The organism is Bacillus cereus group sp. Sample62 (genome assembly GCF_036851315.1).
GTDB lineage: Bacteria > Bacillota > Bacilli > Bacillales > Bacillaceae_G > Bacillus_A > Bacillus_A wiedmannii.
The window spans coordinates 315,001-340,773 of the sequence record NZ_JAFLPK010000001.1; the positions used below are offsets into that span (position 1 = coordinate 315,001).

Here is a 25,773-nt window from a genome sequence, read left to right on the forward strand (position 1 = left end):
GGCTTATCTCCCCCAAGAGTCCACATCGACGGGGAGGTTTGGCACCTCGATGTCGGCTCATCGCATCCTGGGGCTGTAGTCGGTCCCAAGGGTTGGGCTGTTCGCCCATTAAAGCGGTACGCGAGCTGGGTTCAGAACGTCGTGAGACAGTTCGGTCCCTATCCGTCGTGGGCGTAGGAAATTTGAGAGGAGCTGTCCTTAGTACGAGAGGACCGGGATGGACGCACCGCTGGTGTACCAGTTGTTCTGCCAAGGGCATAGCTGGGTAGCTATGTGCGGAAGGGATAAGTGCTGAAAGCATCTAAGCATGAAGCCCCCCTCAAGATGAGATTTCCCATAGCGTAAGCTAGTAAGATCCCTGAAAGATGATCAGGTTGATAGGTTCGAGGTGGAAGCATGGTGACATGTGGAGCTGACGAATACTAATAGATCGAGGACTTAACCATATAATATGAAGCAATGTTATCTAGTTTTGAAGGAATATGCCTTCATAGTTTGGTGATGATGGCAGAGAGGTCACACCCGTTCCCATACCGAACACGGAAGTTAAGCTCTCTAGCGCCGATGGTAGTTGGGACCTTGTCCCTGTGAGAGTAGGACGTCGCCAAGCAAAAACCTAAGTCGATTCGACTTAGGTTTTTTTTGTGTTTATTTTTATTTACTAAATGTCATAATCCATAAATTTAATAATCTTAAAGAAGAAAAAAGGATGAAAATGAAGCTATTTAAAGTAATAGCAATGATTTTTTGTTTTCTAGGTTTTCCGAGTGTTCCTAAAATAATCTTTATGATAGGAAACGTTATTTCTACCACAAGTATATATTTTAAAAAGTGGGATGATATAAATAAGTATTCAATCATTATAGCGATGACTGCGATAAAAAGGAATAAATACGAAAAAAGTGTAGTTCGTTTTTTCATTATTGTCTTCCTTATAAATAAAATGAATATAAATGATAAGTATACAAATTGTTATGTGTACAATAGATTTCTAGAAATATATATTCTAATTTCTTATCCTTCTTGCATATAGTTACAATTATTCTTTTGAATATAACTAAAACACGAACGTTATTGGTGAGTAATAAAAAAACATTCGATTATTTATTGACATTGTTTATGAAATATTGTTAATATAGCCATAGAAACAATAATATATAAGACCTCATATAATCGCGGGGATATGGCCTGCAAGTCTCTACCTAACGACCGTTATTCGTTAGACTATGAGGGAAAGTCACTCGGTATTTTTCTATTCACAAGGGATACGTATGCCTGAGTAGAGCACTTTCTCTCATAGTAAAAGAGAAACTGTTCTATTTCAGGCTTTTTTTATTTGAATCGGGGGGATTCTAATATGAAATCACTAGTTGGAGTCATAATGGGAAGCACGTCAGACTGGGAAACAATGAAATATGCTTGTGACATTTTAGATGAATTAAATATACCGTATGAGAAAAAAGTTGTATCTGCTCATCGGACTCCGGATTATATGTTTGAATATGCAGAGACGGCTCGTGAACGTGGGTTGAAAGTTATTATTGCTGGAGCTGGTGGAGCAGCGCATTTACCAGGAATGGTTGCAGCGAAGACGAATCTTCCTGTAATCGGAGTTCCAGTTCAATCAAAAGCGTTAAACGGCTTAGATTCATTATTATCCATCGTCCAAATGCCAGGAGGGGTTCCAGTTGCAACTGTTGCAATTGGTAAGGCTGGTTCAACAAATGCTGGTTTACTTGCTGCACAAATACTTGGATCATTCCATGATGATATACATGATGCATTAGAATTGAGAAGAGAAGCAATTGAAAAAGATGTGCGCGAAGGTAGTGAGCTAGTATGACGAGAATCATTTTACCTGGAAAAACAATCGGCATTATTGGAGGCGGCCAGCTAGGAAGAATGATGGCATTGGCAGCTAAGGAGATGGGATATAAAATTGCTGTTTTAGATCCTACAAAAAATTCACCATGTGCACAAGTTGCTGATATTGAAATTGTTGCACCATATGACGATTTAAAAGCAATTCAGCATTTAGCGGAGATTAGTGATGTTGTCACATATGAATTTGAGAATATTGATTATAGATGTTTACAATGGCTTGAAAAACATGCTTACTTACCGCAAGGCAGTCAGTTGTTAAGTAAAACGCAAAATCGTTTTACAGAAAAGAATGCGATTGAGAAAGCTGGGCTACCAGTAGCAACGTATAGATTAGTTCAAAATCAAGATCAGCTTACTGAAGCAATCACTGAGTTATCATATCCTTCCGTCTTGAAAACGACGACAGGCGGATATGATGGGAAAGGTCAAGTTGTTTTAAGAAGTGAGGCTGACGTTGATAAAGCACGAGAGCTTGCGAATGCAGCAGAGTGTATTTTAGAGAAATGGGTGCCTTTTGAAAAAGAAGTATCAGTTATTGTAATTCGTAGTGTAAGTGGTGAAACGAAAGTATTTCCGGTAGCGGAAAATATTCATGTAAATAACATTTTGCATGAATCTATCGTTCCAGCTCGCATTACAGAAGGACTTTCTCAAAAAGCAATTGCTTATGCAAAAGTGCTCGCGGATGAACTAGAACTTGTGGGAACACTAGCGGTAGAGATGTTTGCTACAGCTGATGGTGAGATTTACATTAATGAATTAGCACCAAGACCTCACAATTCAGGCCACTATACACAGGATGCATGTGAAACGAGTCAATTCGGTCAACATATTCGAGCAATCTGTAATTTACCTCTTGGAGAAACAAATTTGTTAAAACCAGTTGTCATGGTAAACATTTTAGGCGAACATATAGAAGGGGTCCTAAGACAAGTGAATAGATTAACCGGGTGCTATTTACACTTGTATGGAAAAGAAGAAGCAAAAGCGCAGCGAAAAATGGGGCATGTTAATATTTTAAATGATAATATTGAAGTCGCTCTAGAAAAAGCGAAGAGTTTGCATATTTGGGACCATCAAGAACAACTGTTGGAGGGAAAAAGATGATTAGTCGTTATACACGCCCAGAAATGGGTGCAATTTGGACGGAAGAGAACAAATTTAAAGCGTGGTTAGAAGTTGAGATTTTAGCTTGTGAAGCATGGGCTGAGCTTGGCGATATTCCAAAAGAAGATGTTAAAAAAATTCGTGAGCATGCATCATTTGATATTGATCGTATTTATGAAATTGAAAAAGAGACACGACATGACGTAGTTGCATTCACTCGTGCCGTATCAGAAACACCAACATTAGGTGAGGAACGTAAATGGGTTCATTACGGTTTAACATCTACAGACGTAGTAGATACAGCGTTATCTTACATCTTAAAACAAGCGAATGAAATTATATTAAAAGACTTAGAAAACTTTGTAAGTATTTTAGCTAACAAAGCGAAAGAGCATAAATACACGATCATGATGGGAAGAACACACGGTGTTCATGCAGAACCAACAACATTTGGTTTAAAACTTGGTCTTTGGTATGAAGAAATGAAACGTAACGTAGAGCGTTTCAAACAAGCTGCTGATACAGTTCGCGTTGGTAAATTATCTGGTGCGGTTGGTACATACGCAAATATCGATCCATTCGTAGAAAAGTATGTTTGTGAAAACTTAGGATTAGAAGCAGCACCAATTTCAACACAAACATTGCAACGTGATCGCCATGCTCATTACATGTCAACACTTGCACTAATCGCAACATCTATCGAAAAGATGGCAGTGGAGATTCGTGGTTTACAAAAGAGTGAAACACGTGAAGTTGAAGAAGCTTTCGCAAAAGGCCAAAAAGGTTCTTCTGCAATGCCACATAAACGTAATCCAATTGGATCAGAAAATATGACTGGTTTAGCTCGTGTTATCCGCGGTTATATGATGACAGCTTATGAGAATGTTCCATTATGGCATGAGCGTGATATTTCTCACTCTTCGGCAGAACGCGTAATTTTACCAGATGCTACAATCGCATTAAATTACATGCTAAATCGCTTTGGTAATATCGTTAAAAACTTAACTGTATACCCAGAGAATATGAAACGCAATATGACAAGAACATACGGCTTAATTTATTCTCAGCGTGTAATGCTTACATTAATCGACAAAGGTATGGTACGTGAAGAAGCTTATGATATCGTACAGCCTAAAGCGATGGAAGCTTGGGAAACACAAGTACAATTTAAAGAGCTTGTAGAAGCTGATGAGCGTATTACGAGCAAGTTATCACAAGAAGAAATTAATGAATGCTTCAACTATGAGCATCATATGCAACACGTTGATACAATCTTTGAACGCCTTGGGTTAAACGAAGCGTAAAATTTCATATGGCACAGAATAGAGTCATTCTGTGCCATTCTTTATAAAAACATTATTCACATTTTTCAAACTACAGGGGGCTTGCGAAATGCAAAAGCTAGAATTGCTGTATGAAGGTAAGGCAAAAAGAATTTATCGTACAGAATCAGCAGATATGGTTTGGGTAGAGTACAAAGATAGTGCGACTGCTTTCAATGGGGAGAAAAAAGAGACGATTACAGGAAAAGGTCGTTTGAACAATGAGATTACAACTTTATTGTTCAGAAAGTTACAAGAAGTAGGAATAAAAACACATTTTGTAGAGAAGTTATCTGAAACAGAGCAACTTGTTAAAAAAGTGAGTATTATTCCTCTAGAAGTTGTCACAAGAAATGTAATTGCAGGAAGTCTTTCAAAACGATTAGGAATGGAAGAGGGAACTGTACTTGCAGAACCAATCGTAGAATTTTACTTCAAAGATGATGATTTAGGAGATCCGCTTGTAACGGAAGATCATATTCGTGTATTAAACGTTGCATCACCAGAGCAAGTAAGCGTATTACGAGATATGGCTCTACAAATCAATCAAGTGTTGATTGATCATTTCGCAAGCTGTCGTGTAAGATTAGTAGATTTTAAATTAGAGTTTGGTGTAACAGATGAAGGGGAAATCATTTTAGCGGATGAAATTTCACCAGATACTTGCCGTTTATGGGATGAAACGAGCAATGAAAAATTTGATAAAGACGTATTCCGTCGTGACCTTGGAAATTTAACAGAAGCTTATGAAGAGATTTTAAAACGTTTAGGGGGAATTTCACATGTATAAAGTTAAGGTATATGTAACGTTAAGAGAAAGTGTATTAGATCCACAAGGAACAGCAGTAAAAGGGGCACTTCATAGTCTTTCGTTCACAGAAGTACAAGACGTTCGAATCGGAAAATATATGGAATTAACAATTGATAAATCAGTATCTGACCTTGACGCAAAGGTAAAAGAAATGTGTGAAAAACTATTAACAAACGTTGTAATGGAAGACTTCCGTTATGAAGTTGAGGAGGTTGTCGCACAGTGAAATTTGCAGTCATAGTATTCCCAGGTTCGAACTGTGATGTTGATATGTTCCATGCAATTAAAGATGAGCTTGGTGAAGAAGTAGATTACGTTTGGCACGATAGAGAGAATTTAGATGAATATGATGCAATTTTACTACCTGGTGGATTCTCTTACGGTGACTATTTACGTTGTGGTGCTATTTCTCGCTTCGCGAATGCAATGAAGGCAGTGCAAAAAGCTGCTGAGCAAGGAAAGCCGATTTTAGGTGTATGTAATGGATTCCAGATTCTTGTTGAATCAGGATTACTACCAGGAGCGTTAATGAGAAACGAAAACTTAAAATTTATGTGCCGAACAGTTCAACTGCGTGTTGAAAATAATGAAACGATGTTTACATCACAATATGAAAAAGATGAAGTAATCAATATTCCAATCGCGCATGGTGAGGGGAATTACTATTGTGATGAAGAGACTCTTAAACAATTAGAAGAGAATAATCAAATCGCATTCCGTTACGTAGAAAATCCGAATGGAAGCGTTTCAGATATTGCTGGTATTGTAAATGAAAAAGGAAATGTACTTGGTATGATGCCACACCCAGAGCGTGCTGTAGATGAATTACTTGGCGGTGCTGAAGGGTTAAAAGTCTTTCAATCTATCTTAAAACAGTGGAGGGAAACATATGTCGTTAATGCTTGAACCAAATCCAACACAAATTAAAGAAGAGCGCATATATGCGGAAATGGGGCTAACAGACGAAGAGTTTGCCATGGTTGAAAAGATTTTAGGCCGTCTGCCAAATTATACAGAAACAGGATTATTCTCTGTTATGTGGTCTGAACATTGCAGTTATAAAAATTCAAAACCAGTACTTCGAAAATTCCCAACAACAGGTGAGCGCGTTCTGCAAGGACCTGGGGAAGGTGCTGGAATTGTAGATATCGGTGATAATCAAGCGGTTGTATTTAAAATGGAAAGTCATAACCATCCTTCTGCTATTGAACCATATCAAGGAGCAGCAACAGGCGTTGGTGGTATTATCCGTGACGTATTCTCTATGGGAGCACGCCCGGTAGCTCTATTAAACTCACTTCGCTTCGGTGAATTACAGTCACCACGTGTGAAATATTTATTCGAAGAAGTAGTAGCAGGGATTGCAGGATACGGTAACTGTATCGGCATTCCGACTGTTGGTGGCGAAGTACAGTTTGATCCATGTTATGAAGGAAATCCACTTGTAAATGCAATGTGCGTAGGCTTAATTAATCATGAAGATATAAAAAAAGGGCAAGCGCACGGTGCTGGAAATACAGTAATGTACGTAGGAGCATCAACTGGTCGTGACGGTATTCACGGTGCAACATTCGCATCTGAAGAGTTATCTGAAAGCTCAGAAGCGAAACGTCCAGCAGTTCAAGTAGGAGATCCATTTATGGAGAAACTTCTTATTGAAGCTTGCTTAGAACTTATTCAGTCGGATGCACTTGTTGGAATTCAAGATATGGGTGCAGCTGGTTTAACATCATCTTCTGCAGAAATGGCAAGTAAAGCAGGTATGGGTATTGAAATGTACTTAGATGATGTACCACAGCGTGAAACAGGAATGACACCATATGAAATGATGCTATCTGAATCACAAGAACGTATGCTAATCGTTGTGAAAAAGGGTAGAGAGCAAGAAATAGTAGATTTATTTGAGAAGTATGGTCTTGCAGCCGTTACGATGGGGAAAGTAACGGAAGACAAAATGCTTCGCTTATTCCATAAAGGTGAAAAGGTAGCTGAAGTACCAGCAGATGCTCTTGCAGAAGAAGCACCAATTTATCATAAGCCATCAAAAGAAGCAGCATACTTTGCTGAGTTCCAGGCAATGAAAATGGAAACACCAAAAGTAGAAAATTATAAAGAAACGTTATTGGCTCTATTACAACAACCGACGATTGCAAGTAAAGAGTGGGTTTATGATCAATATGATTATCAAGTTCGCACAAGCACAGTTGTTACACCAGGTTCAGATGCAGCAGTTGTACGTGTACGCGGTACAGAAAAAGGATTAGCAATGACAACAGATTGTAACTCTCGCTACATTTATTTAGATCCAGAAGTGGGCGGTAAAATTGCAGTAGCAGAGGCAGCACGTAATATCGTATGTTCTGGGGGAGAGCCACTTGCAATTACAGATTGCTTAAACTTCGGTAATCCAGAAAAACCAGAAATCTTCTGGCAAATTGAGAAATCAGTAGATGGTATGAGTGAAGCTTGTCGCACATTACAAACGCCAGTTATCGGCGGAAACGTATCAATGTATAACGAACGTAGTGGTGAAGCTGTATACCCAACACCGACAGTTGGGATGGTTGGACTTGTACACGATTTAAAACATGTAACAACACAAGAGTTTAAGCAAGCTGGCGATTTAGTTTATATCATCGGAGAGACGAAAGCTGAGTTTGGTGGAAGTGAATTACAGAAAATGATTCACGGCAAAATTTTCGGTCAATCACCAAGCATCGATCTAGATGTAGAATTAAAGCGCCAAAAACAAGTATTAGCAGCAATTCAAGCGGGCCTTATTCAATCTGCTCATGATGTTGCAGAAGGTGGTTTATCAGTTGCAATTACTGAAAGCGCAATTGGTGCAAAAGGTTTAGGTGCTACTGTGAAATTAGATGGAGAAGCAACAGCAGCATTATTCGCTGAATCACAATCGCGCTTCGTTATAACTGTAAAACGTGAAAATAAAGAAGCGTTCGAGAAAGCGGTAGAAGCAATTCAAGTTGGAGAAGTGACAAATACAAATGAAGTAACAATTCATAATGAAGAAAATGAAGTATTACTTACAGCAAATGTAGATGAAATGAGAAAGGCTTGGAAAGGGGCAATCCCATGCTTGCTGAAATAAAGGGGTTAAATGAAGAATGTGGCGTTTTTGGAATTTGGGGGCATGAAAATGCAGCACAAGTTTCGTACTACGGATTGCATAGTTTACAGCACCGTGGACAAGAAGGCGCAGGCATCGTTGTAAATAATGGTGAGAAAATCGTCGGTCACAAGGGGTTAGGTTTAATATCGGAAGTATTTTCAAGAGGTGAACTAGAAGGCTTAAACGGAAAATCAGCAATTGGACACGTACGATATGCCACAGCTGGTGGAAGTGAAGTTGCTAATGTTCAACCATTATTATTCCGTTTTTCTGATCATAGTATGGCGTTAGCTCATAACGGAAATTTAATTAACGCAAAGATGCTTCGTCGTGAATTAGAGGCAGAGGGAAGTATTTTCCAAACAAGTTCAGATACAGAGGTACTTCTACATCTCATTAAACGTAGTACGAAAGATACTTTAATTGAAAGTGTAAAAGAGGCCCTAAATAAAGTGAAAGGTGCGTTTGCATATCTTTTACTAACTGGAAATGAAATGATTGTTGCGCTAGATCCGAATGGATTCCGTCCGCTTTCAATTGGAAAGATGGGAGATGCTTACGTTGTAGCATCAGAAACATGTGCTTTCGATGTAGTAGGTGCAACATACATTCGTGATGTAGAACCAGGTGAATTACTTATCATCAATGATGAAGGAATTCACGTAGATCGTTTTACAAATGAAGTAGATCATGCAATTTGTAGTATGGAGTACATTTACTTTGCACGTCCGGATTCTAATATTGCAGGTATTAACGTCCATGCAGCACGTAAAAACATGGGAAAACGTTTGGCGGCAGAAGCTCCTATTGAAGCTGATGTTGTTACTGGTGTACCAGACTCTAGTATTTCAGCGGCAATTGGTTATGCGGAGGCGACAGGAATTCCGTATGAGTTAGGATTAATTAAAAATCGTTACGTTGGACGTACGTTCATTCAACCTTCTCAAGAACTGCGTGAGCAAGGGGTTAAGATGAAGCTTTCAGCAGTAAGAGGCGTAGTTGAAGGAAAACGAGTTGTGATGATTGACGATTCTATCGTAAGAGGAACGACGAGTAAACGAATTGTTCGTATGCTTCGCGAGGCTGGAGCGACAGAAGTCCATGTAAGAATTGCTTCACCACCTCTTAAGTATCCATGTTTCTATGGCATTGATATTCAAACGAGAAAAGAATTAATCGCAGCAAATAATTCAATAGAAGAAATCCGTCAAATCATCGGAGCAGATTCTTTAACATTTTTAAGTGAAGATGGATTAGTAGATGCAATTGGACGTCCATATGAAGGGAAGTACGGCGGTCTATGTATGGCGTACTTCAATGGAGATTATCCAACAGCTCTTTATGATTATGAGCAAGAGCTTTTAGAAAGTATGAAATAAGAAGAAAAAAGCTTCTACTTCTTTTGATGTAGAAGCTAGCTTCTTTCTTAAAACAGCCCGCCCTGAATAGGGAGAAATTAAAAGACGAGGTGTAGATAACGATGGCGAATGCATATAAGCAAGCAGGAGTAGATATTGAAGCTGGATATGAAGCGGTATCTCGCATGAAAAAACACGTACAAACAACAATGAGAAAAGAAGTACTAGGCGGTCTAGGCGGTTTTGGAGGTATGTTTGATTTATCAAAATTTGCATTAGAAGAACCTGTATTAGTATCTGGAACAGATGGCGTGGGGACAAAATTGATGCTCGCTTTTATGGCAGATAAACATGACACAATTGGTATTGATGCAGTAGCAATGTGTGTAAATGATATTGTTGTCCAAGGAGCAGAGCCGCTTTTCTTCCTTGATTATATTGCTTGTGGTAAAGCTGAACCTAGTAAAATTGAAAACATCGTCAAAGGTATATCAGAGGGCTGTCGCCAAGCTGGTTGTGCATTAATTGGTGGAGAAACAGCTGAAATGCCAGGAATGTATTCTACGGAAGAATACGATTTAGCTGGTTTTACAGTTGGAATTGTTGATAAAAAGAAAATTGTAACAGGTGAAAAAATTGAAGCTGGTCAAGTATTAATTGGCTTAGCATCTAGCGGTATTCATAGTAACGGTTATTCTTTAGTACGAAAAGTATTACTAGAAGATGGAGAACTATCTTTAGATCGCATTTACGGACGCTTAGAACTACCTCTTGGTGAAGAATTATTAAAACCAACGAAAATTTATGTCAAACCTATTTTAGAACTATTGAAGAAATATGAAGTATACGGTATGGCGCATATTACAGGTGGCGGATTCATTGAAAATATTCCACGTATGTTACCAGAAGGAATCGGTGCAGAAATTGAATTAGGTTCTTGGAAAATTCAACCGATCTTCAGTTTACTTCAAGAAGTAGGAAAACTAGAAGAGAAAGAAATGTTCAATATTTTTAACATGGGTATTGGTATGGTAGTAGCAGTGAAGGAAGAAGAGGCAAAAGATATTGTTCGTCTTCTTGAAGAGCAAGGAGAAACAGCTCGTATTATTGGACGTACTGTACAAGGGACTGGCGTTACCTTCAATGGGAGCACAGCACTATGAGTAGATTAGCAGTTTTTGCTTCTGGAAGCGGCTCTAACTTTCAATCTCTCATCAATGCGGTAGAAGAAAATAGATTAGACGCAGATATTAGTTTATTAGTATGTGATAAACCAGAAGCACGTGTTGTTGGACGGGCACATTATCATCATATTCCATGTTTCGCTTTTTCAACGAAAGCATATGGATCAAAAGAAGCGTTTGAAAAAGAAATATTAAAGAAGCTAGAAGAGTATGAAATTGATTATGTTATTTTAGCTGGATATATGCGTTTAATTGGGCCGACATTACTAGAAGCTTACGGCGGAAGGATTATTAATATTCATCCATCACTATTACCGAGTTTTCCAGGGAAAGATGCTGTTGGTCAAGCGTTAGAAGCAGGTGTGAAAGTAACTGGAGTAACGATTCATTATGTAGATGCAGGTATGGATACAGGACCAATTATTGCGCAAGAAGCAGTAGTTGTTTCTGAAGGGGATACGAGAGAAAGCTTACAAAAGAAAATTCAACAAGTTGAACATAAATTATACGTAAATACAGTGAATCAAATTGTTCAATCTGTGAAAGAACCAACTGTTAACTAACATACAACCAGGGGTGAAGGATAAATGAAAAAGCGTGCATTAGTAAGTGTTTCAGATAAAACAGGAGTAGTGGAATTTGTTAAAGGTTTACTAGAACAAGGGATCGAAGTTATCTCAACAGGTGGTACGAAAAAATTACTAGAAGAAAATGGCTTACAAGTAATTGGTATTTCTGAAGTAACTGGGTTCCCGGAAATTATGGATGGCCGCGTAAAAACATTACATCCAAACATTCATGGTGGTCTATTAGCAGTTCGCGATAATGAAACGCATGTAGCGCAAATGAATGAGTTAGGTATGCAGCCAATTGATTTTGTTGTTGTTAACTTATACCCATTCAAAGAAACAATCGCTAAGCCTGATGTAACATTTGCTGATGCAATTGAAAATATTGATATCGGTGGTCCAACAATGATTCGCTCTGCTGCGAAAAATCATAAATTTGTATCGGTAATTGTAGATCCAGTAGATTACGATGTTGTATTAGCAGAACTGAAAGAGAACGGTGAAGTAAAAGAAGAAACGAAACGTAAATTAGCAGCGAAAGTATTCCGTCATACAGCGGCATATGATGCGTTAATCTCTAACTACTTAACAGAGCAAATGGGTGAAGAAAGCCCAGAAACATTAACAGTGACATTTGAGAAAAAACAAGATTTACGCTATGGAGAAAATCCACATCAAAAAGCAACATTCTATAAAGCACCATTCGCTGTAACTTCTTCTGTTGCATACGCAGAACAATTACACGGTAAAGAATTATCTTACAACAATATTAACGATGCAGATGCAGCACTTAGTATTGTAAAAGAATTTACAGAGCCAGCAGTAGTAGCAGTAAAACATATGAATCCATGTGGTGTTGGAGTGGGTACTGATATTCATGAAGCATACACACGCGCTTATGAAGCAGATCCAGTATCAATCTTTGGTGGAATTATTGCAGCAAATCGTGAAATTGATAAAGCTACAGCAGAAAAGTTACACGAAATTTTCTTAGAAATCATTATTGCACCTTCTTTCTCAAAAGAAGCTTTAGAAGTATTGCAAAGTAAGAAAAACTTACGTCTACTAACTGTAAATATTGAAAAAGCGACAAGTGCAAGCAAAAAACTAACTTCTGTACAAGGTGGTCTTCTCGTTCAAGAGGAAGATACGTTATCATTAGATGAAAGTACAATTTCAATTCCGACAAAACGTGAACCATCAGAGCAAGAGTGGAAAGATTTAAAACTAGCTTGGAAAGTTGTAAAACATGTGAAATCAAACGCAATTGTTTTAGCGAATGATAACATGACAGTTGGTGTAGGTGCAGGACAGATGAACCGTGTAGGTTCTGCAAAAATCGCAATTACACAAGCTAGTGAAAAAGCACAAGGTAGCGCACTTGCATCTGATGCTTTCTTCCCAATGCCAGATACAGTAGAAGAAGCAGCAAAAGCAGGGATTACAGCAATCATTCAACCAGGCGGATCAATCCGTGACGAAGATTCTATCAAAGTGGCGGATAAGTATGGGATTACGATGGTGTTCACTGGCGTACGTCATTTCAAACATTAATAGAGGATGTTTAAAAGGTCCGGTCAAGATAACTGTCGCATGTCGTCGTTGTTCTTGCTCCTCCTTTTTAAACCTTTATTGATATGAAAACAAACTAGGAGCAGAGCTTCTAGTTTGTACTTATTTAAGTATTGGGGGATGAAATATGAATGTTTTAGTAATTGGCCGCGGTGGGCGTGAGCATGCTTTAGCTTGGAAGTTTGCGCAATCTGAAAAGGTGGAAAAGGTGTATGTAGCACCGGGTAATGAAGGTATGCGAGATGTTGCAACACCAGTTGATATTGATGAAAATGATTTTGACGCATTAGTTTTATTTGCTAAAGAGAATAAGGTTGAATTAACTTTCGTTGGACCAGAAATTCCGCTTATGAATGGAATTGTTGATCGCTTTAAAGAAGAGGGACTTCGTGTGTTTGGCCCAAATAAAGCGGCTGCTGTTATTGAAGGTAGTAAGGCTTTTACGAAAGAATTGATGAAAAAATATGATATTCCAACTGCGGCATATGAAACTTTTACAGACTATGAAGAAGCAGTACAGTATATTCAAAAAGTTGGTGCACCAATCGTTATTAAAGCTGACGGTCTAGCCGCTGGTAAAGGTGTAACGGTAGCAATGACGCTTGAAGAGGCATTACAAGCTGTGAAAGAAATGCTGCAAGATGTGAAATTCGGTGAAGCAAGCAAGAAGGTCGTTATTGAAGAGTTTCTAGATGGACAAGAATTTTCATTAATGGCATTCGTGAATGGAACAACCGTACATCCGATGGTAATTGCTCAAGATCATAAACGCGCTTTTGATGGGGATAAAGGTCCAAATACAGGCGGAATGGGTGCGTATTCTCCAGTGCCACAAATTCCAGAATCAGCAGTTCAAGAGGCGATAAAAACGGTATTACATCCAACTGCTAAAGCGATGATTGCAGAAAACCGTTCGTTTACAGGTATTTTATACGCAGGTCTTATTTTAACAAATGATGGTCCAAAGGTAATTGAATTTAATGCACGCTTTGGTGATCCTGAAACAGAAGTAGTATTACCTCGCTTAGAAAACGATTTAGTTGATGTATGTAACGCTGTATTAGATGAAAGTGAGCTAACGTTACAATGGTCAGAGGAAGCAGTAATTGGTGTTGTACTTGCTTCGAAAGGATATCCAGAAGCATATAAAAAAGGTGACATTATTAAAGGATTAGATGCACTGCAAGATGCGATTGTTTTCCATTCAGGCACAGCGATGAAGCATGGTGATTTTGTAACAAACGGTGGCCGTGTACTATTTGTTGCTTGCAAGGCGAATAGTTTACAAGAAGCGAAAGACAAAGTATATAAAGAAATCGGTAAAATTGAGAGTGATGGCCTATTTTACCGAAGTGATATAGGATATCGTGCAATTGGTCATGAGATGACGAGAAGTTAGTAATATTAAATTTTTTAGAGGTAAGAAAAGCGGAGAATGATGTAGTTCATTCTCCGTTTTTCATATTATTTTATTTAGGAAATTTTATAAGATCGATAATCTCAGGGCATTGTAATTGATAAGTTATTGCTGTTGATGAAACTTTCTTTGAAATTTTTTGGCAACTACTATTGGAATATTGATTTTTTTTGTTTTCTGTATTTCGGTCGCTTGTTTTTGAGTAATCAACATCATAATACAAAGATGTTGTCTCTCTTCCTTTTTTTACTGTTAAATCTATGATGAGAGGCTCATCTTTTTCGTTAAATCGAGTGATGCGAATGGAGTGACTCTTATTTGAATTATATTTTTTAATGAAGATATCTAATTTTTCAATATTGTAAACTGTGTCATTCTTTTGAATGACATTACCATATTTTTCGGCGGTTTCAAAACTATATTCTTTATTGGATGTATCAATTGTTGGTCGTTTATTTGAGCAAGCGACAAGATTGAATGAGAGTAGTGCAATAAATAATAAACTCGTTTTTTTATAGTAATGTTTTATAGGCAAAGCGAACCACCTCTATTAATAATTATATATTTGTATTTTATAATATAATTACAAAGAAAACATCATCATTGTATTAAAAAATCCCGCTGATTTCTCAGCGGGATTTTTTATGCATCTTTATCTTTTTTCAATTTTCCTTTTTGCTTTGCCATTTCTCGAAGTAAATACTCGATGTGTGCATTGACGCTACGAAACTCATCATTCGCCCATTTTTCGATGACTGCGTGTAATTCAGGATCAATACGTAATGGAAAGCTTTTCTTTTTAGCCATAATGATTTACAACCCTTTAGTATAGGCTTCCTGTATTAATAACTGGTTGCGCACCTTTATCTGAAACGATGGCAACTAATAAGTTGTTCACCATATTTGCTTTACGCTCGTCATCTAATTCAAGTACGCCTTCCTCATCTAGCATATGGATTGAATCTTTCGCCATCTTCACAGCACCTTCAACAATCTCTTTTCTAGCAGCTAATACTGCTTTTGCTTGTTGACGTTGTAGCATTGCATGGGCAATTTCTGTTGCGTAAGCTAAATGTGTTAAACGAGTTTCTAATACTTCTACGCCAGCGATTTCAAGGCGCGCTTCTAACTCACGTTTTAATTCTTCAGAGATTTCTTCAGTATTTCCGCGTAACGTGATGCAAGTTTCATCTTGGAAATTGTCATAAGGATATTTTGTTGCGACGTGGCGGATTGCTGTTTCACTTTGAATTTCTACAAATCGATCGTAATGTTCAACACCGAACATTGCTTTTGCAGAATCAACTACTTTATATACGATAACGGCTGCAATTTCAATTGGATTTCCCTCAATATCGTTTACTTTTAACTTCTTACTATTAAAGTTTTCAACACGTAACGATACAGTTTGACGGAATGCGAATGGAATTGTTAAAAATAAACCGTTTTGACGAATTGTTCCTAAATAATTACCGAAAAACGTAATGACTTTTGCTTGGTTTGGTTGAACAATACCAATACCTGTAGCAAGAACTGCGGCTAAAATAATAGTTAATGCCGCTCCTATGAAAATTTCTTGTACAAGGAAAAATACACCGATAGCGGCTAAAATTAAAATCCCGATAATACCGAGAAAACCATTTACATAAAAAACTTGTTTTTCTTTCATATGATCGCCTCCTGATATAAAAATGATATCACTTTTATATCATTTTATGCAAGGGCTTTACACCTAATTTTCTGAAATTATTAATTAGGTATCTCTTATGTATATTTTGAGGTCTAAAACAAGAATGTATGTTCTGTTTTGTAGTAAAATAAAGAAGACTTAACCGCCCACTGCAGCAGCTAAGTCCCTTTGAGAGCATCTTGCATCGTGACAAATGATTCAAAGCGGTTTTGCCAGGATTATATCTTCAATCGCTGACTCAATCTCTTTGTCAGAAGCGTCAAAACTTCCATTTGACTGTGGTTTGTCGTGATTGAAAGTTTGATTCACTTCTTCTTTAGCATGTCCCTTTTCAGTAAAATTCATGCTAGGCATTCTAAATGCCCCCATATTCATGTATTTTCCGAATTTCCACATTTCAACAACAGGGCAGAAACGAACAATTCCCTCTGCGATTTTCATTGCACCAATCCATAGCAAAATGTTAGACCAAGTGCACCAAGGTTTGCGTACGAGTTTAGTTGCACTACAACCGAAGAGGACAAGTCCGAGTGTAATTCGAATTAGGGCATTTATTGTACCGATATTTTGCTTCATTAGAAAAACACTCCTTTTTATGAAAGTTGAAATAGATAATACTATTTCTTTTATTAGTATCCCGTTTGATTTTTGGGATATGTAATCCAACATTTGACGTGGAAAAAGATGTTGGAATGTGCGTGTGTGTAAGTAGCTTTTTTTGTTATAATGAAAGAATGCATAAAAGGAACTTCAAAATTAAATCCTCTCGTTTAAAAAATATGGAAGAGGTAATTCCAAACTTAATTCTCCGTTTTAAACAAATATTTAAGATGAAGTTAAAACAATAATGATGAAAATAAACTGTTATTTTGAACAGATATATATAACTAGAGAAAAGAAAGGGTGTTTTCATGTACGATATTTCCGGGTGGAAACATGTATTTAAGCTTGATCCAAATAAGGAGTTAAGCGATGAACATTTAGAAATGATTTGTGAGTCTGGAACGGATGCTGTTATTGTAGGCGGAAGTGATGGAGTGACAATTGATAATGTACTACACATGCTAGTTAGCATTCGTAGATATGCGGTTCCTTGTGTGTTAGAGGTTTCTGATGTGGAAGCAATTACGCCAGGATTTGATTTTTATTATATCCCAAGCGTTTTAAATAGCCGAAAAGTAGAATGGGTAACAGGCGTTCATCATGAGGCTTTGAAAGAATTTGGGGATATTATGGATTGGGAAGAAATTTTCATGGAAGGGTACTGTGTTTTAAATCCTGAAGCGAAAGTAGCCCAGCTTACAGATGCGAAATGTGATGTAACAGAAGATGATGTGATTGCATACGCGCGTTTAGCAGACAAGCTATTACGTTTACCGATATTTTACTTAGAATATAGCGGTACGTATGGAGACAGTGATCTTGTTAAAAATGTAAAAGCAGAATTAAAACAAGCGAAGTTATATTATGGCGGCGGTATTTCTAATGCTGAACAAGCGAAGGAAATGGCACAATACGCTGATACAGTAGTTGTTGGAAATATTATTTATGATGATATAAAAGCAGCGTTAAAAACAGTTAAAGCAGTAAAAGGAGAGTAGGTGCAGGCGTATATGAGTAAGACAGATAGGTTATTAAATGGTTTAAATCCGCAGCAACAAAAAGCAGTACAAACAACGAACGGACCACTTCTATTAATGGCAGGTGCAGGTAGTGGTAAAACACGTGTGTTAACACATCGTATTGCGTTTTTACTTGGTGAAAAAGGTGTAGCGCCATGGAATGTACTAGCTATTACCTTTACAAATAAAGCGGCTCGTGAAATGCGCGAGCGTATTGATACACTTGTCGGACCAGAAGCAGAAGATATTTGGATTTCTACGTTCCACTCTATGTGTGTACGTATTTTACGACGTGATATCGATCGTATTGGTATTAATCGTAATTTTACAATCTTAGATTCAGGCGATCAGTTAACTGTAGTCAAAAAAATTATGAAAGAGCGCAATATTGATCCGAAGAAATTTGAGCCGCGCTCTATTTTAGCTGGTATTAGTAATGCGAAAAATGAATTGTTATCTGCAGATAAATATGCGAAAAAAATTACAATCGCTGATCCATATGAAAAATTAACGAGCGATGTATATACAGAATATCAAAAACGTCTTCTGAAAAATAACTCATTAGACTTTGATGATTTAATTATGACAACGATTCAGCTATTTGAACGTGTTCCAGAAGTACTAGAGTTTTATCAGCGTAAGTTCCAATATATTCACGTGGATGAGTATCAAGATACGAACAAAGCGCAGTACCTTCTTGTAAAACATTTAGCAGCACGTTTTAAAAATTTATGCGTTGTAGGTGACTCAGATCAGTCTATTTACCGCTGGCGTGGTGCGGACATTTCTAACATTTTGTCATTCGAAAAAGACTATGAGAATGCGCAAGTTATTCTGTTAGAACAAAACTATCGTTCGTCACAAAATATTTTAAATGCAGCGAATGCTGTTATTGAAAAAAATTCAAACCGTAAACCGAAAAAATTATGGACAGACAATCAAGTTGGAAGCAAAATCTCATATTACCGTGCTGCGACGGAAAAAGACGAAGCATATTTTGTTGCGAAAAAAATTCGTGACGATATTCAAATGGGAAAACGAAAATATACTGATTTTGCAGTGTTATATCGTACAAATGCGCAGTCTCGTATGGTCGAGGAGATTTTCCTGAAATCTAATATTCCTTACAAAATTGTCGGCGGTACGAAGTTCTACGATCGTAAAGAGATTAAAGACATTTTGGCGTATTTACGTTTAATTGGGAATCCAGATGATGAGATTAGTTTCGCACGTATTATTAACATGCCAAAGCGCGGAATTGGTGCGACTTCTATCGATAAAATTATTAATTACGGTGTACAAAATGGAATTTCATTAACTGCTGTATTCGATGAAATTGAGCATGTTGGAGTAAGTGCAAAAATTACAAAGGCAGTAAAAGAATTCGCTGGTTTATTACACAACTGGGTAAATATGCAAGAGTATTTATCTGTTACAGAATTGGTAGAAGAAGTTATTGAAAAAACAGGCTATCGCGATATGTTGAAAAACGAGCGTACTTTAGAAGCAGAAGGTCGTTTAGAGAACTTAGATGAGTTTTTATCTGTTACGCAAACATTTGAATCTCAAAGTGAAGATAAGAGCCTTGTTGCATTCTTAACAGACTTAGCGCTTGTTGCTGATATTGATCGTGTCGATGAAGATCCAACTGCTGGTGAGGAAGTTATTTTAATGACGATGCACTCAGCGAAAGGATTAGAGTTCCCAGTTGTCTTTATTGTTGGGTTAGAGGAAGGAATATTCCCGCATACTCGTTCTCTAATGGAAGAAGATGAAATGCAAGAAGAGCGTCGCCTTGCTTATGTAGGTATTACTCGTGCAGAAGAAGAGTTATATTTATCTAATGCACAAATGCGTACTTTATTTGGTAGAACAAGTATGAACGCTGCCTCTCGATTTATTACAGAAATCCCGGCAGAGCTAGTAGAATCGTTAAATGAAACAGCGCCAAAGCGTGAAACTTCGTTTGGTGCAAAAGGCAGAACAACAAGTACAAGTAAAATGACAACTACAACCACAACACGCTCTCGTTCAGCTTTCGCGCGTCCTGCAGCTAAGACAACAGGTGGCGAGCAAATTGGCTGGGCAGTAGGCGATAAAGCTTCCCACCAAAAATGGGGAGTCGGTACAGTTGTCAGTGTAAAAGGTGAAGGTGATGCAAAAGAATTAGATATTGCGTTTCCAAGCCCAATTGGTGTTAAACGTTTGTTAGCAAAATTTGCACCTGTGACGAAACAATAGGAAAGGAATGAGGATATGTCAAAAGAGATAACAAAACAACGTATAGAAGAACTGCGTGATTTGTTAAATACATTTAACTATCAGTATCACGTATTAGACAATCCTTCTGTTTCTGATGCGGAGTATGACCGTAATATGCAGGAGCTTATAAAATTAGAAGCAGAGAATCCAGAGTTTATGAGTGAAGACTCTCCCTCCATTCGCGTTGGGGGAACTGTTCTTGATATATTTGAAAAAGTAACACATAAGTCACCGATGTTAAGTTTAGGAAATGCATTTAACGAAGGAGATTTACGTGATTTCGACCGACGAGTACGCCAAGGAATTGATGATGCGAATGTAAGATATATATGCGAATTAAAAATTGACGGACTTGCTGTTTCACTTCATTATGAAAAAGGACGCTTCATTCAAGGGGCAACACGTGGTGATGGTGTAACAGGTGAAGATATTACCCAAAATTTAAAAACGATTAAAGCGATCCCGCTTCGTCTAAATGAGGAAGTAACATTAGAAGCACGAGGCGAAGCTTATATGCCGAAGCGTTCATTCGTTAAGTTAAATGAAGAAAAAGAACAAAATGGTGAAGATGTATTTGCGAATCCGCGTAATGCGGCAGCAGGTTCAATACGCCAACTTGATCCAAAAATTGCAGCGAAGCGTAACTTATCTATGTTTGTGTACGGTCTTGCGAATGTAGAAGAAAAAACAATTCCATCACATAGTGAATCGCTTGATTTCTTAGGTGAACTTGGATTCAAAACAAATCCAAATCGACGTACATGTGAGACAATTGAAGAAGTTATAGCTTATGTAGAAGAATGGCAAGAAAAACGTCCGCATCTTGATTATGAGATTGATGGAATCGTTATAAAAGTAGATGATGTTGCTCTTCAAGAAAGTTTAGGAACTACAGCAAAGAGTCCAAGATGGGCGATTGCTTATAAATTCCCGGCTGAAGAAGTTGTAACAAGATTAACAGGCATTGAATTAAGTGTTGGTCGCACAGGGGTTGTAACACCGACAGCAGAGCTAGAGCCAGTGCGAGTGGCTGGTACGATCGTTCGTCGTGCTTCTTTACATAACGAAGATTTAATTCGTGAAAAGGACATTCGAATTGGTGACTATGTTGTTGTGAAGAAGGCCGGAGATATTATTCCTGAAGTTGTGAACGTTATTTTTGATAAGCGTACTGGTGAGGAAGAAGAATATCATATGCCAACGCATTGCCCAGCATGTGAGAGTGAACTAGTTCGTTTAGAAGAAGAGGTAGCACTTCGCTGTATAAATCCAACTTGTCCGGCTCAAATTCGAGAAGGATTAATCCATTTCGTTTCAAGAAATGCAATGAATATTGATGGACTTGGAGAGCGTGTCATTACACAACTCTTTGATGCTGATTATATTCGTACATTCGCTGATTTATATTCGTTGACGAAAGAGCAATTATTGCAGCTAGAACGATTCGGTGAAAAATCAGCAACGAATTTAGTACAAGCAATTGAGAATTCTAAAGAAAACTCATTAGAGCGGTTATTATTTGGTCTTGGTATTCGCCATGTTGGAGCAAAAGCAGCACGTACATTTGCAGAGCATTTCGAAACGATGGATGCGCTTGTGAAAGCAACGGAAGAAGAACTAAAAGCAATTAATGAGATTGGTGAAAAAATGGCTCAATCCGTTGTGACGTATTTTGATAATGAAGATGTATTAGAGTTATTACAACAATTTAAAGAGTATGGCGTGAATATGGCATACAAAGGTATAAAAATGGCTGATTTACAAAATGTTGAATCTTACTTCGCAGGAAAAACTGTCGTTTTAACAGGGAAATTAGAAGTTATGGGACGTAGTGAAGCGAAGAAAAAGATTGAGGCATTAGGTGGAAAAGTAACAGGAAGTGTTAGTAAAAGTACGGATTTAGTTGTTGCAGGTGAAGCAGCAGGTTCGAAATTAGCACAAGCGGAGAAGCATAATGTTGAGGTTTGGAATGAAGAGAGGTTCTTACAAGAGCTAAATAAGTAAGAGGTGCAAACTTACCATGAAAAAAATAGCATTAGCGGTATTAAGCCTGGGCCTACTTGTAAGTGGGTGTAGTGCAGGTGCCGACAAAGATGACAAAGTGGTTGAGAAATCGGGGAAAGCAAAAGGACAAGCAATCGTTCCGAAGTACGCTATTTCGGATGAATATTATAAGGCGACTATTCCATTTGAAGCAGGAGCTGCACGCGGATTAGTTGTACAAGGAGTAAGTAATCGTCTTGATATAGATGAATTTGAAACAGGATTAATGCGTATTGCAAAAGAATCCTTTAGTACGAAAGATCATTTCTTTAAAGGTGGAGATGTTCTGGATACTCAAAATGTGCAGATGCTTGTTAAAAGAAAGCGTACAGATGCTGAACAAAAGGAACTAGAGGACAAATTAAAAAAAGATGCAGTTAAATTTCCAAACATCGGGCTAAACCCAGCGTTAAGTGGAGGATCTGAATCATTAGAGGCAAAAAATAAAAAAAATCCAATATATATTTCAAATATTTTAGAGCATGATTATTATGTGAAAAAAGGCGAAACAGATGAGCGCAAAGGCATAGTAGTTGGTTTAGCGATGAATTCGGTTCATTATTACGAGGAAGAGCATGGTTATCCGCGTGAGGCTAAAATTGAGCAAGAAAAAATGTTAGCGGAAGGGAAAAAAATGGCGCAAGAAGTCTTGAAATTTATGCATCAAAAAAAGCCTGAAACAAAAAATATTCCGATAACATTTGCGATTTATCGTCAGGCTCCGAAGTCTTCGCTCGTACCAGGTAACTTTGTTTCTTATGCGAATGTAGAAAAAGGTAGTGAAACGGTTGAGGATTGGAAACAAGTTAATGAGAAATATTATTTGTTCCCATCTGAACAAGCGAAAACAGATAATAAACGTGAAGATCTTGCGAGAGTATCGAACTTTAAAGCAAAACTAAGCGATTATTTCCAAGGCGACTATACAGCTGTTATCGGTACTGGTATGTATAGAGACGATGAATTAAGAGAAATAAAGCTTGATATTCCTGTCCAGTTTAATGGGAAAGCAGAAATAATTGGTTTTACACAATATGTAGCCGGGCTTGTTATGGAATACTTCCCGAATTATATGAAAGTACAAGTAACGATTAAATCTGTAGAACGCCCAGAAGCGATTATTATACGTGAAGCGAAGCAAGATGAACCATTTGTGAAAATTTTAGATTAAATAGGAGGGCTGTTCCTTTATGGAACGGCTTTTTTTCTTGAGTAATTTTGTTATAATTTAAAATGTTATAAATAATGGGGGTAAGGGGTAAGGCACATGGACGAATTAAGTTTTCAAGTCTTTATTTTATTAATTGCATTCGGCTTTTTAGCAGCTTTTATTGATTCAGTTGTTGGTGGTGGAGGATTAATTTCGCTTCCAGCACTTATGTTTGTTGGTTTACCACCAGCTTCGGCAATTGCAACGAATAAATTAGCCGCAACGATGGGGACGTTTACGAGTGCAATTTATTTTATTCGATCAGGAAAGGTCGATTTTAAAATTGTAGGAAAGTTAATCCCGTTAACTGTTATAGGAGCAGTCGCAGGTGCTTTAGTAGTAAAGTTTATTCCGCCGGATATTTTACGTCCGTTAGTACTTGTAATGTTGGTGTTTATTGCCATTTATATTATTGCGAAAAAGAATTGGGGGAGCGTATCTACCTATAAGAAGATGACGAAAAGAAAAACATTAATATTTTTCTTTGTTATTTTAATGATAGGGTTTTACGATGGATTTTTTGGGCCAGGGACAGGATCCTTTTTAATTTTTGCATTTTTATTAATTGGTTTGGATTTTATTCAAGCGGCAGCATCTGGAAAACTTTTGAATTTTGTTAGTAATATCGTATCTTTAATTACTTTTTTATTTTTAGACGTAATTCATTTTGAATACGGTATTATTATGGGATTGTCGATGATTTTTGGCGCTTATTTTGGATCGAAGTTTGCAGTTCAAAAAGGTGTTGGATATGTAAGAACTTTATTTTTGTTAGTAACTATTTTATTGATTGGAAAAAACATTTTGGAATATACTCATATTTTGTAGAGTTATACGTATGTATAACTCTGTTTTTTTTATTATATTTTAAAAATTTATTAATTTTTAAAATATAAGTCTAGGAATATTTGAATAAATCTAAATTATCGTGTAGAATAATGTTGTAAAATGTAAACGTTTTTCTAAGGGGAGGCTAAAAAGAATGGTAGTAGCATACAAACATGAGCCATTTACAGATTTTTCAGTGGAGGCTAACAAATTAGCGTTTGAAGAAGGTTTAAAGAAAGTAGAATCTTATCTTGGACAAGACTATCCATTAATTATTGGGGGAGAAAAAATTACTACAGAAGACAAAATTGTTTCTGTAAACCCTGCAAATAAAGAGGAACTTGTTGGTCGCGTTTCAAAAGCAAGCCGTGAGTTAGCTGAAAAAGCAATGCAAGTAGCGGATGAAACATTCCAAACTTGGAGAAAATCAAAGCCAGAAATGCGTGCAGACATTTTATTCCGTGCTGCAGCAATCGTTCGTCGCAGAAAGCATGAATTCTCTGCTATTCTTGTAAAAGAAGCAGGTAAACCGTGGAATGAGGCAGATGCTGATACAGCAGAAGCAATCGACTTTATGGAATATTATGGTCGTCAAATGTTAAAATTAAAAGACGGAATTCCAGTAGAAAGCCGTCCAATTGAATATAATCGTTTCTCTTACATTCCATTAGGAGTAGGTGTTATCATTTCTCCTTGGAACTTCCCATTCGCAATTATGGCAGGTATGACAACAGCTGCTTTAGTTTCTGGTAACACAGTATTACTAAAACCAGCTAGTACAACTCCTGTAGTAGCAGCGAAATTCATGGAAGTATTAGAAGAAGCTGGCTTACCAGCTGGCGTAGTAAACTTCGTTCCAGGTAATGGTTCTGAAGTTGGTGACTACTTAGTAGATCACCCTCGTACACGTTTCGTGAGCTTCACTGGATCTCGTGATGTAGGTATCCGTATTTATGAGCGTGCAGCGAAAGTAAACCCAGGCCAAATTTGGTTAAAACGCGTTATCGCTGAAATGGGTGGTAAAGATACAATCGTTGTTGATAAAGAAGCAGATCTTGAATTAGCAGCTAAATCTATCGTTGCATCAGCATTCGGATTCTCAGGACAAAAGTGTTCTGCATGTTCTCGTGCAGTAATCCATGAAGATGTATACGATCACGTATTAAATCGTGCTGTTGAATTAACGAAAGAATTAACAGTTGCTAACCCAGCTGTATTAGGTACAAATATGGGTCCTGTTAATGACCAAGCTGCATTCGATAAAGTAATGAGCTATGTTGCAATTGGTAAAGAAGAAGGTAGAATCTTATCAGGTGGCGAAGGAGACGATTCTAAAGGCTGGTTCATCCAACCAACAATCGTTGCTGACGTTGCAGAAGATGCACGCTTAATGAAAGAAGAAATCTTCGGACCAGTAGTAGCATTCTGTAAAGCAAAAGACTTTGATCATGCACTTGCAATTGCAAACAATACAGAATACGGTTTAACAGGTGCTGTTGTTACTAACAACCGTGACCATATTGAAAAAGCACGTGAAGAATTCCACGTGGGTAACTTATACTTCAACCGTGGATGTACTGGTGCAATCGTAGGTTACCAACCATTCGGTGGCTTTAACATGTCTGGTACAGACTCTAAAGCTGGTGGCCCTGACTACTTAGCACTTCACATGCAAGCAAAAACTACTTCTGAAACTTTATAAGAAATAGTAGAAGAGATTTTCGCAGTCTGCGAAAATCTCTTCTTTTTTTTGAAAAAGTTTCT

At 37.5% G+C, this 25,773-nt stretch carries 23 protein-coding genes, 2 rRNA genes and 1 riboswitch (1 of these 26 only partly in view); of the genes, 20 read left to right on the plus strand and 5 right to left on the minus strand.

Annotated elements, in window-relative coordinates:
* Positions 1-446, plus strand: a 23S ribosomal RNA gene (locus tag J0835_RS01695) (it extends 2,476 nt beyond the left edge of the window).
* Between the two features lie 48 nt (positions 447-494).
* Positions 495-610, plus strand: a 5S ribosomal RNA gene (gene rrf, locus J0835_RS01700).
* Between the two features lie 44 nt (positions 611-654).
* On the opposite strand, the gene J0835_RS01705 is transcribed toward rrf, so the two are convergent.
* Positions 655-921: a hypothetical protein gene (locus J0835_RS01705; RefSeq protein WP_087979210.1), complete on the minus strand. Its 267-nt coding sequence runs from the start codon at positions 919-921 to the stop codon at positions 655-657.
* A gap of 224 nt (positions 922-1,145) precedes the next feature.
* Positions 1,146-1,247: riboswitch (purine riboswitch) on the plus strand.
* A gap of 110 nt (positions 1,248-1,357) precedes the next feature.
* Between J0835_RS01705 and purE the strand changes: the two genes are divergently transcribed.
* The 12 genes from purE to purD all read left to right on the plus strand — a co-directional run bounded on the left by purE (position 1,358) and on the right by purD (position 14,336).
* The gene (purE, locus tag J0835_RS01710; RefSeq protein ID WP_000839367.1) at positions 1,358-1,843 is read left to right on the plus strand and encodes a 5-(carboxyamino)imidazole ribonucleotide mutase; all 486 of its coding nucleotides are present in this window, start codon (positions 1,358-1,360) and stop codon (positions 1,841-1,843) included.
* On the plus strand, positions 1,840-2,991 hold the full coding sequence (gene purK, locus J0835_RS01715) for a 5-(carboxyamino)imidazole ribonucleotide synthase (RefSeq protein ID WP_087979211.1): 1,152 nt from the start codon (positions 1,840-1,842) through the stop codon (positions 2,989-2,991). Before purE ends, purK begins: the two co-directional genes overlap by 4 nt.
* Positions 2,988-4,295: an adenylosuccinate lyase gene (purB, locus tag J0835_RS01720; protein WP_000625686.1), complete on the plus strand. Its 1,308-nt coding sequence runs from the start codon at positions 2,988-2,990 to the stop codon at positions 4,293-4,295. Before purK ends, purB begins: the two co-directional genes overlap by 4 nt.
* 88 nt (positions 4,296-4,383) lie before the next feature.
* Positions 4,384-5,103, plus strand: coding sequence for a phosphoribosylaminoimidazolesuccinocarboxamide synthase (gene purC / locus J0835_RS01725; protein WP_001170543.1), 720 nt, complete (start codon positions 4,384-4,386; stop codon positions 5,101-5,103).
* A complete protein-coding gene (gene purS, locus J0835_RS01730; protein ID WP_000278821.1) occupies positions 5,096-5,350 on the plus strand; it encodes a phosphoribosylformylglycinamidine synthase subunit PurS in 255 nt (84 codons plus the stop codon). Before purC ends, purS begins: the two co-directional genes overlap by 8 nt.
* Positions 5,347-6,030 carry a phosphoribosylformylglycinamidine synthase subunit PurQ gene (gene purQ / locus J0835_RS01735; RefSeq protein WP_000666772.1) on the plus strand — a complete coding sequence of 228 codons (684 nt, stop codon included), beginning with the start codon at positions 5,347-5,349 and terminating at the stop codon, positions 6,028-6,030. Before purS ends, purQ begins: the two co-directional genes overlap by 4 nt.
* Complete coding sequence (purL, locus tag J0835_RS01740; RefSeq protein ID WP_087979212.1) at positions 6,014-8,233, plus strand: phosphoribosylformylglycinamidine synthase II; 2,220 nt, start codon at positions 6,014-6,016, stop codon at positions 8,231-8,233. The genes purQ and purL overlap by 17 nt, the downstream gene beginning before the upstream one ends.
* Entirely contained in the window at positions 8,218-9,633 is a 1,416-nt protein-coding gene (gene purF / locus J0835_RS01745) for an amidophosphoribosyltransferase (RefSeq protein ID WP_000879036.1), read from the plus strand. Before purL ends, purF begins: the two co-directional genes overlap by 16 nt.
* 101 nt (positions 9,634-9,734) lie before the next feature.
* The gene (purM, locus tag J0835_RS01750; protein ID WP_087979213.1) at positions 9,735-10,775 is read left to right on the plus strand and encodes a phosphoribosylformylglycinamidine cyclo-ligase; all 1,041 of its coding nucleotides are present in this window, start codon (positions 9,735-9,737) and stop codon (positions 10,773-10,775) included.
* Positions 10,772-11,359, plus strand: coding sequence for a phosphoribosylglycinamide formyltransferase (purN, locus tag J0835_RS01755; RefSeq protein WP_087979214.1), 588 nt, complete (start codon positions 10,772-10,774; stop codon positions 11,357-11,359). The genes purM and purN overlap by 4 nt, the downstream gene beginning before the upstream one ends.
* 24 nt (positions 11,360-11,383) lie before the next feature.
* Positions 11,384-12,919, plus strand: coding sequence for a bifunctional phosphoribosylaminoimidazolecarboxamide formyltransferase/IMP cyclohydrolase (gene purH / locus J0835_RS01760; protein ID WP_000745431.1), 1,536 nt, complete (start codon positions 11,384-11,386; stop codon positions 12,917-12,919).
* Between the two features lie 145 nt (positions 12,920-13,064).
* Positions 13,065-14,336, plus strand: a complete 1,272-nt coding sequence (purD, locus tag J0835_RS01765; RefSeq protein WP_087979215.1) for a phosphoribosylamine--glycine ligase — start codon at positions 13,065-13,067, stop codon at positions 14,334-14,336.
* 70 nt (positions 14,337-14,406) lie between these two features.
* Here the strand turns inward: purD and J0835_RS01770 are convergent, their stop codons facing one another.
* The 4 genes from J0835_RS01770 to J0835_RS01785 all read right to left on the minus strand — a co-directional run bounded on the left by J0835_RS01770 (position 14,407) and on the right by J0835_RS01785 (position 16,620).
* Positions 14,407-14,889 (minus strand): DUF4362 domain-containing protein, encoded by a 483-nt coding sequence (locus J0835_RS01770; protein WP_087979216.1) that lies wholly within the window; start codon positions 14,887-14,889, stop codon positions 14,407-14,409.
* Positions 14,890-14,996: 107 nt separating this feature from the next.
* Positions 14,997-15,161, minus strand: a complete 165-nt coding sequence (locus J0835_RS01775) for a toxin-antitoxin system HicB family antitoxin (RefSeq protein ID WP_001085171.1) — start codon at positions 15,159-15,161, stop codon at positions 14,997-14,999.
* 16 nt (positions 15,162-15,177) lie between these two features.
* A complete protein-coding gene (locus tag J0835_RS01780) occupies positions 15,178-16,023 on the minus strand; it encodes an SPFH domain-containing protein (RefSeq protein ID WP_000660682.1) in 846 nt (281 codons plus the stop codon).
* 219 nt (positions 16,024-16,242) lie between these two features.
* On the minus strand, positions 16,243-16,620 hold the full coding sequence (locus tag J0835_RS01785) for a YgaP family membrane protein (RefSeq protein ID WP_087979217.1): 378 nt from the start codon (positions 16,618-16,620) through the stop codon (positions 16,243-16,245).
* 335 nt (positions 16,621-16,955) lie between these two features.
* Between J0835_RS01785 and J0835_RS01790 the strand changes: the two genes are divergently transcribed.
* The 6 genes from J0835_RS01790 to pruA all read left to right on the plus strand — a co-directional run bounded on the left by J0835_RS01790 (position 16,956) and on the right by pruA (position 25,711).
* Positions 16,956-17,645, plus strand: coding sequence for a heptaprenylglyceryl phosphate synthase (locus J0835_RS01790; protein ID WP_087979218.1), 690 nt, complete (start codon positions 16,956-16,958; stop codon positions 17,643-17,645).
* Positions 17,646-17,657: 12 nt separating this feature from the next.
* The gene (gene pcrA / locus J0835_RS01795) at positions 17,658-19,907 is read left to right on the plus strand and encodes a DNA helicase PcrA (protein ID WP_140386645.1); all 2,250 of its coding nucleotides are present in this window, start codon (positions 17,658-17,660) and stop codon (positions 19,905-19,907) included.
* Positions 19,908-19,922: 15 nt separating this feature from the next.
* The gene (gene ligA, locus J0835_RS01800) at positions 19,923-21,932 is read left to right on the plus strand and encodes an NAD-dependent DNA ligase LigA (RefSeq protein ID WP_087979220.1); all 2,010 of its coding nucleotides are present in this window, start codon (positions 19,923-19,925) and stop codon (positions 21,930-21,932) included.
* Between the two features lie 16 nt (positions 21,933-21,948).
* On the plus strand, positions 21,949-23,142 hold the full coding sequence (locus J0835_RS01805; protein WP_087979221.1) for a CamS family sex pheromone protein: 1,194 nt from the start codon (positions 21,949-21,951) through the stop codon (positions 23,140-23,142).
* A 96-nt stretch (positions 23,143-23,238) separates the two neighbouring features.
* Positions 23,239-24,009: a TSUP family transporter gene (locus J0835_RS01810; protein WP_087979222.1), complete on the plus strand. Its 771-nt coding sequence runs from the start codon at positions 23,239-23,241 to the stop codon at positions 24,007-24,009.
* A gap of 154 nt (positions 24,010-24,163) precedes the next feature.
* Entirely contained in the window at positions 24,164-25,711 is a 1,548-nt protein-coding gene (gene pruA / locus J0835_RS01815) for an L-glutamate gamma-semialdehyde dehydrogenase (RefSeq protein ID WP_076541974.1), read from the plus strand.
* The last annotated feature ends 62 nt before the right edge of the window (positions 25,712-25,773 follow it).

Excerpts from the sequence above, each read along its gene's own strand:
- purS (WP_000278821.1), top strand. The coding sequence starts at position 5,096 with ATGTATAAAGTTAAGGTATATGTAACGTTAAGAGAAAGTGTATTAGAT.
- J0835_RS01810 (WP_087979222.1), top strand. The coding sequence starts at position 23,239 with ATGGACGAATTAAGTTTTCAAGTCTTTATTTTATTAATTGCATTCGGC.
- J0835_RS01785 (WP_087979217.1), bottom strand. The coding sequence starts at position 16,620 with ATGAAGCAAAATATCGGTACAATAAATGCCCTAATTCGAATTACACTC.
- purB (WP_000625686.1), top strand. The coding sequence starts at position 2,988 with ATGATTAGTCGTTATACACGCCCAGAAATGGGTGCAATTTGGACGGAA.
- pcrA (WP_140386645.1), top strand. The coding sequence starts at position 17,658 with ATGAGTAAGACAGATAGGTTATTAAATGGTTTAAATCCGCAGCAACAA.
- J0835_RS01775 (WP_001085171.1), bottom strand. The coding sequence starts at position 15,161 with ATGGCTAAAAAGAAAAGCTTTCCATTACGTATTGATCCTGAATTACAC.
- purH (WP_000745431.1), top strand. The coding sequence starts at position 11,384 with ATGAAAAAGCGTGCATTAGTAAGTGTTTCAGATAAAACAGGAGTAGTG.
- pruA (WP_076541974.1), top strand. The coding sequence starts at position 24,164 with ATGGTAGTAGCATACAAACATGAGCCATTTACAGATTTTTCAGTGGAG.
- J0835_RS01780 (WP_000660682.1), bottom strand. The coding sequence starts at position 16,023 with ATGAAAGAAAAACAAGTTTTTTATGTAAATGGTTTTCTCGGTATTATC.
- purD (WP_087979215.1), top strand. The coding sequence starts at position 13,065 with ATGAATGTTTTAGTAATTGGCCGCGGTGGGCGTGAGCATGCTTTAGCT.
- purC (WP_001170543.1), top strand. The coding sequence starts at position 4,384 with ATGCAAAAGCTAGAATTGCTGTATGAAGGTAAGGCAAAAAGAATTTAT.
- J0835_RS01790 (WP_087979218.1), top strand. The coding sequence starts at position 16,956 with ATGTACGATATTTCCGGGTGGAAACATGTATTTAAGCTTGATCCAAAT.
- purF (WP_000879036.1), top strand. The coding sequence starts at position 8,218 with ATGCTTGCTGAAATAAAGGGGTTAAATGAAGAATGTGGCGTTTTTGGA.
- purK (WP_087979211.1), top strand. The coding sequence starts at position 1,840 with ATGACGAGAATCATTTTACCTGGAAAAACAATCGGCATTATTGGAGGC.
- purE (WP_000839367.1), top strand. The coding sequence starts at position 1,358 with ATGAAATCACTAGTTGGAGTCATAATGGGAAGCACGTCAGACTGGGAA.
- J0835_RS01805 (WP_087979221.1), top strand. The coding sequence starts at position 21,949 with ATGAAAAAAATAGCATTAGCGGTATTAAGCCTGGGCCTACTTGTAAGT.
- ligA (WP_087979220.1), top strand. The coding sequence starts at position 19,923 with ATGTCAAAAGAGATAACAAAACAACGTATAGAAGAACTGCGTGATTTG.
- purL (WP_087979212.1), top strand. The coding sequence starts at position 6,014 with ATGTCGTTAATGCTTGAACCAAATCCAACACAAATTAAAGAAGAGCGC.
- purN (WP_087979214.1), top strand. The coding sequence starts at position 10,772 with ATGAGTAGATTAGCAGTTTTTGCTTCTGGAAGCGGCTCTAACTTTCAA.
- purM (WP_087979213.1), top strand. The coding sequence starts at position 9,735 with ATGGCGAATGCATATAAGCAAGCAGGAGTAGATATTGAAGCTGGATAT.
- J0835_RS01705 (WP_087979210.1), bottom strand. The coding sequence starts at position 921 with ATGAAAAAACGAACTACACTTTTTTCGTATTTATTCCTTTTTATCGCA.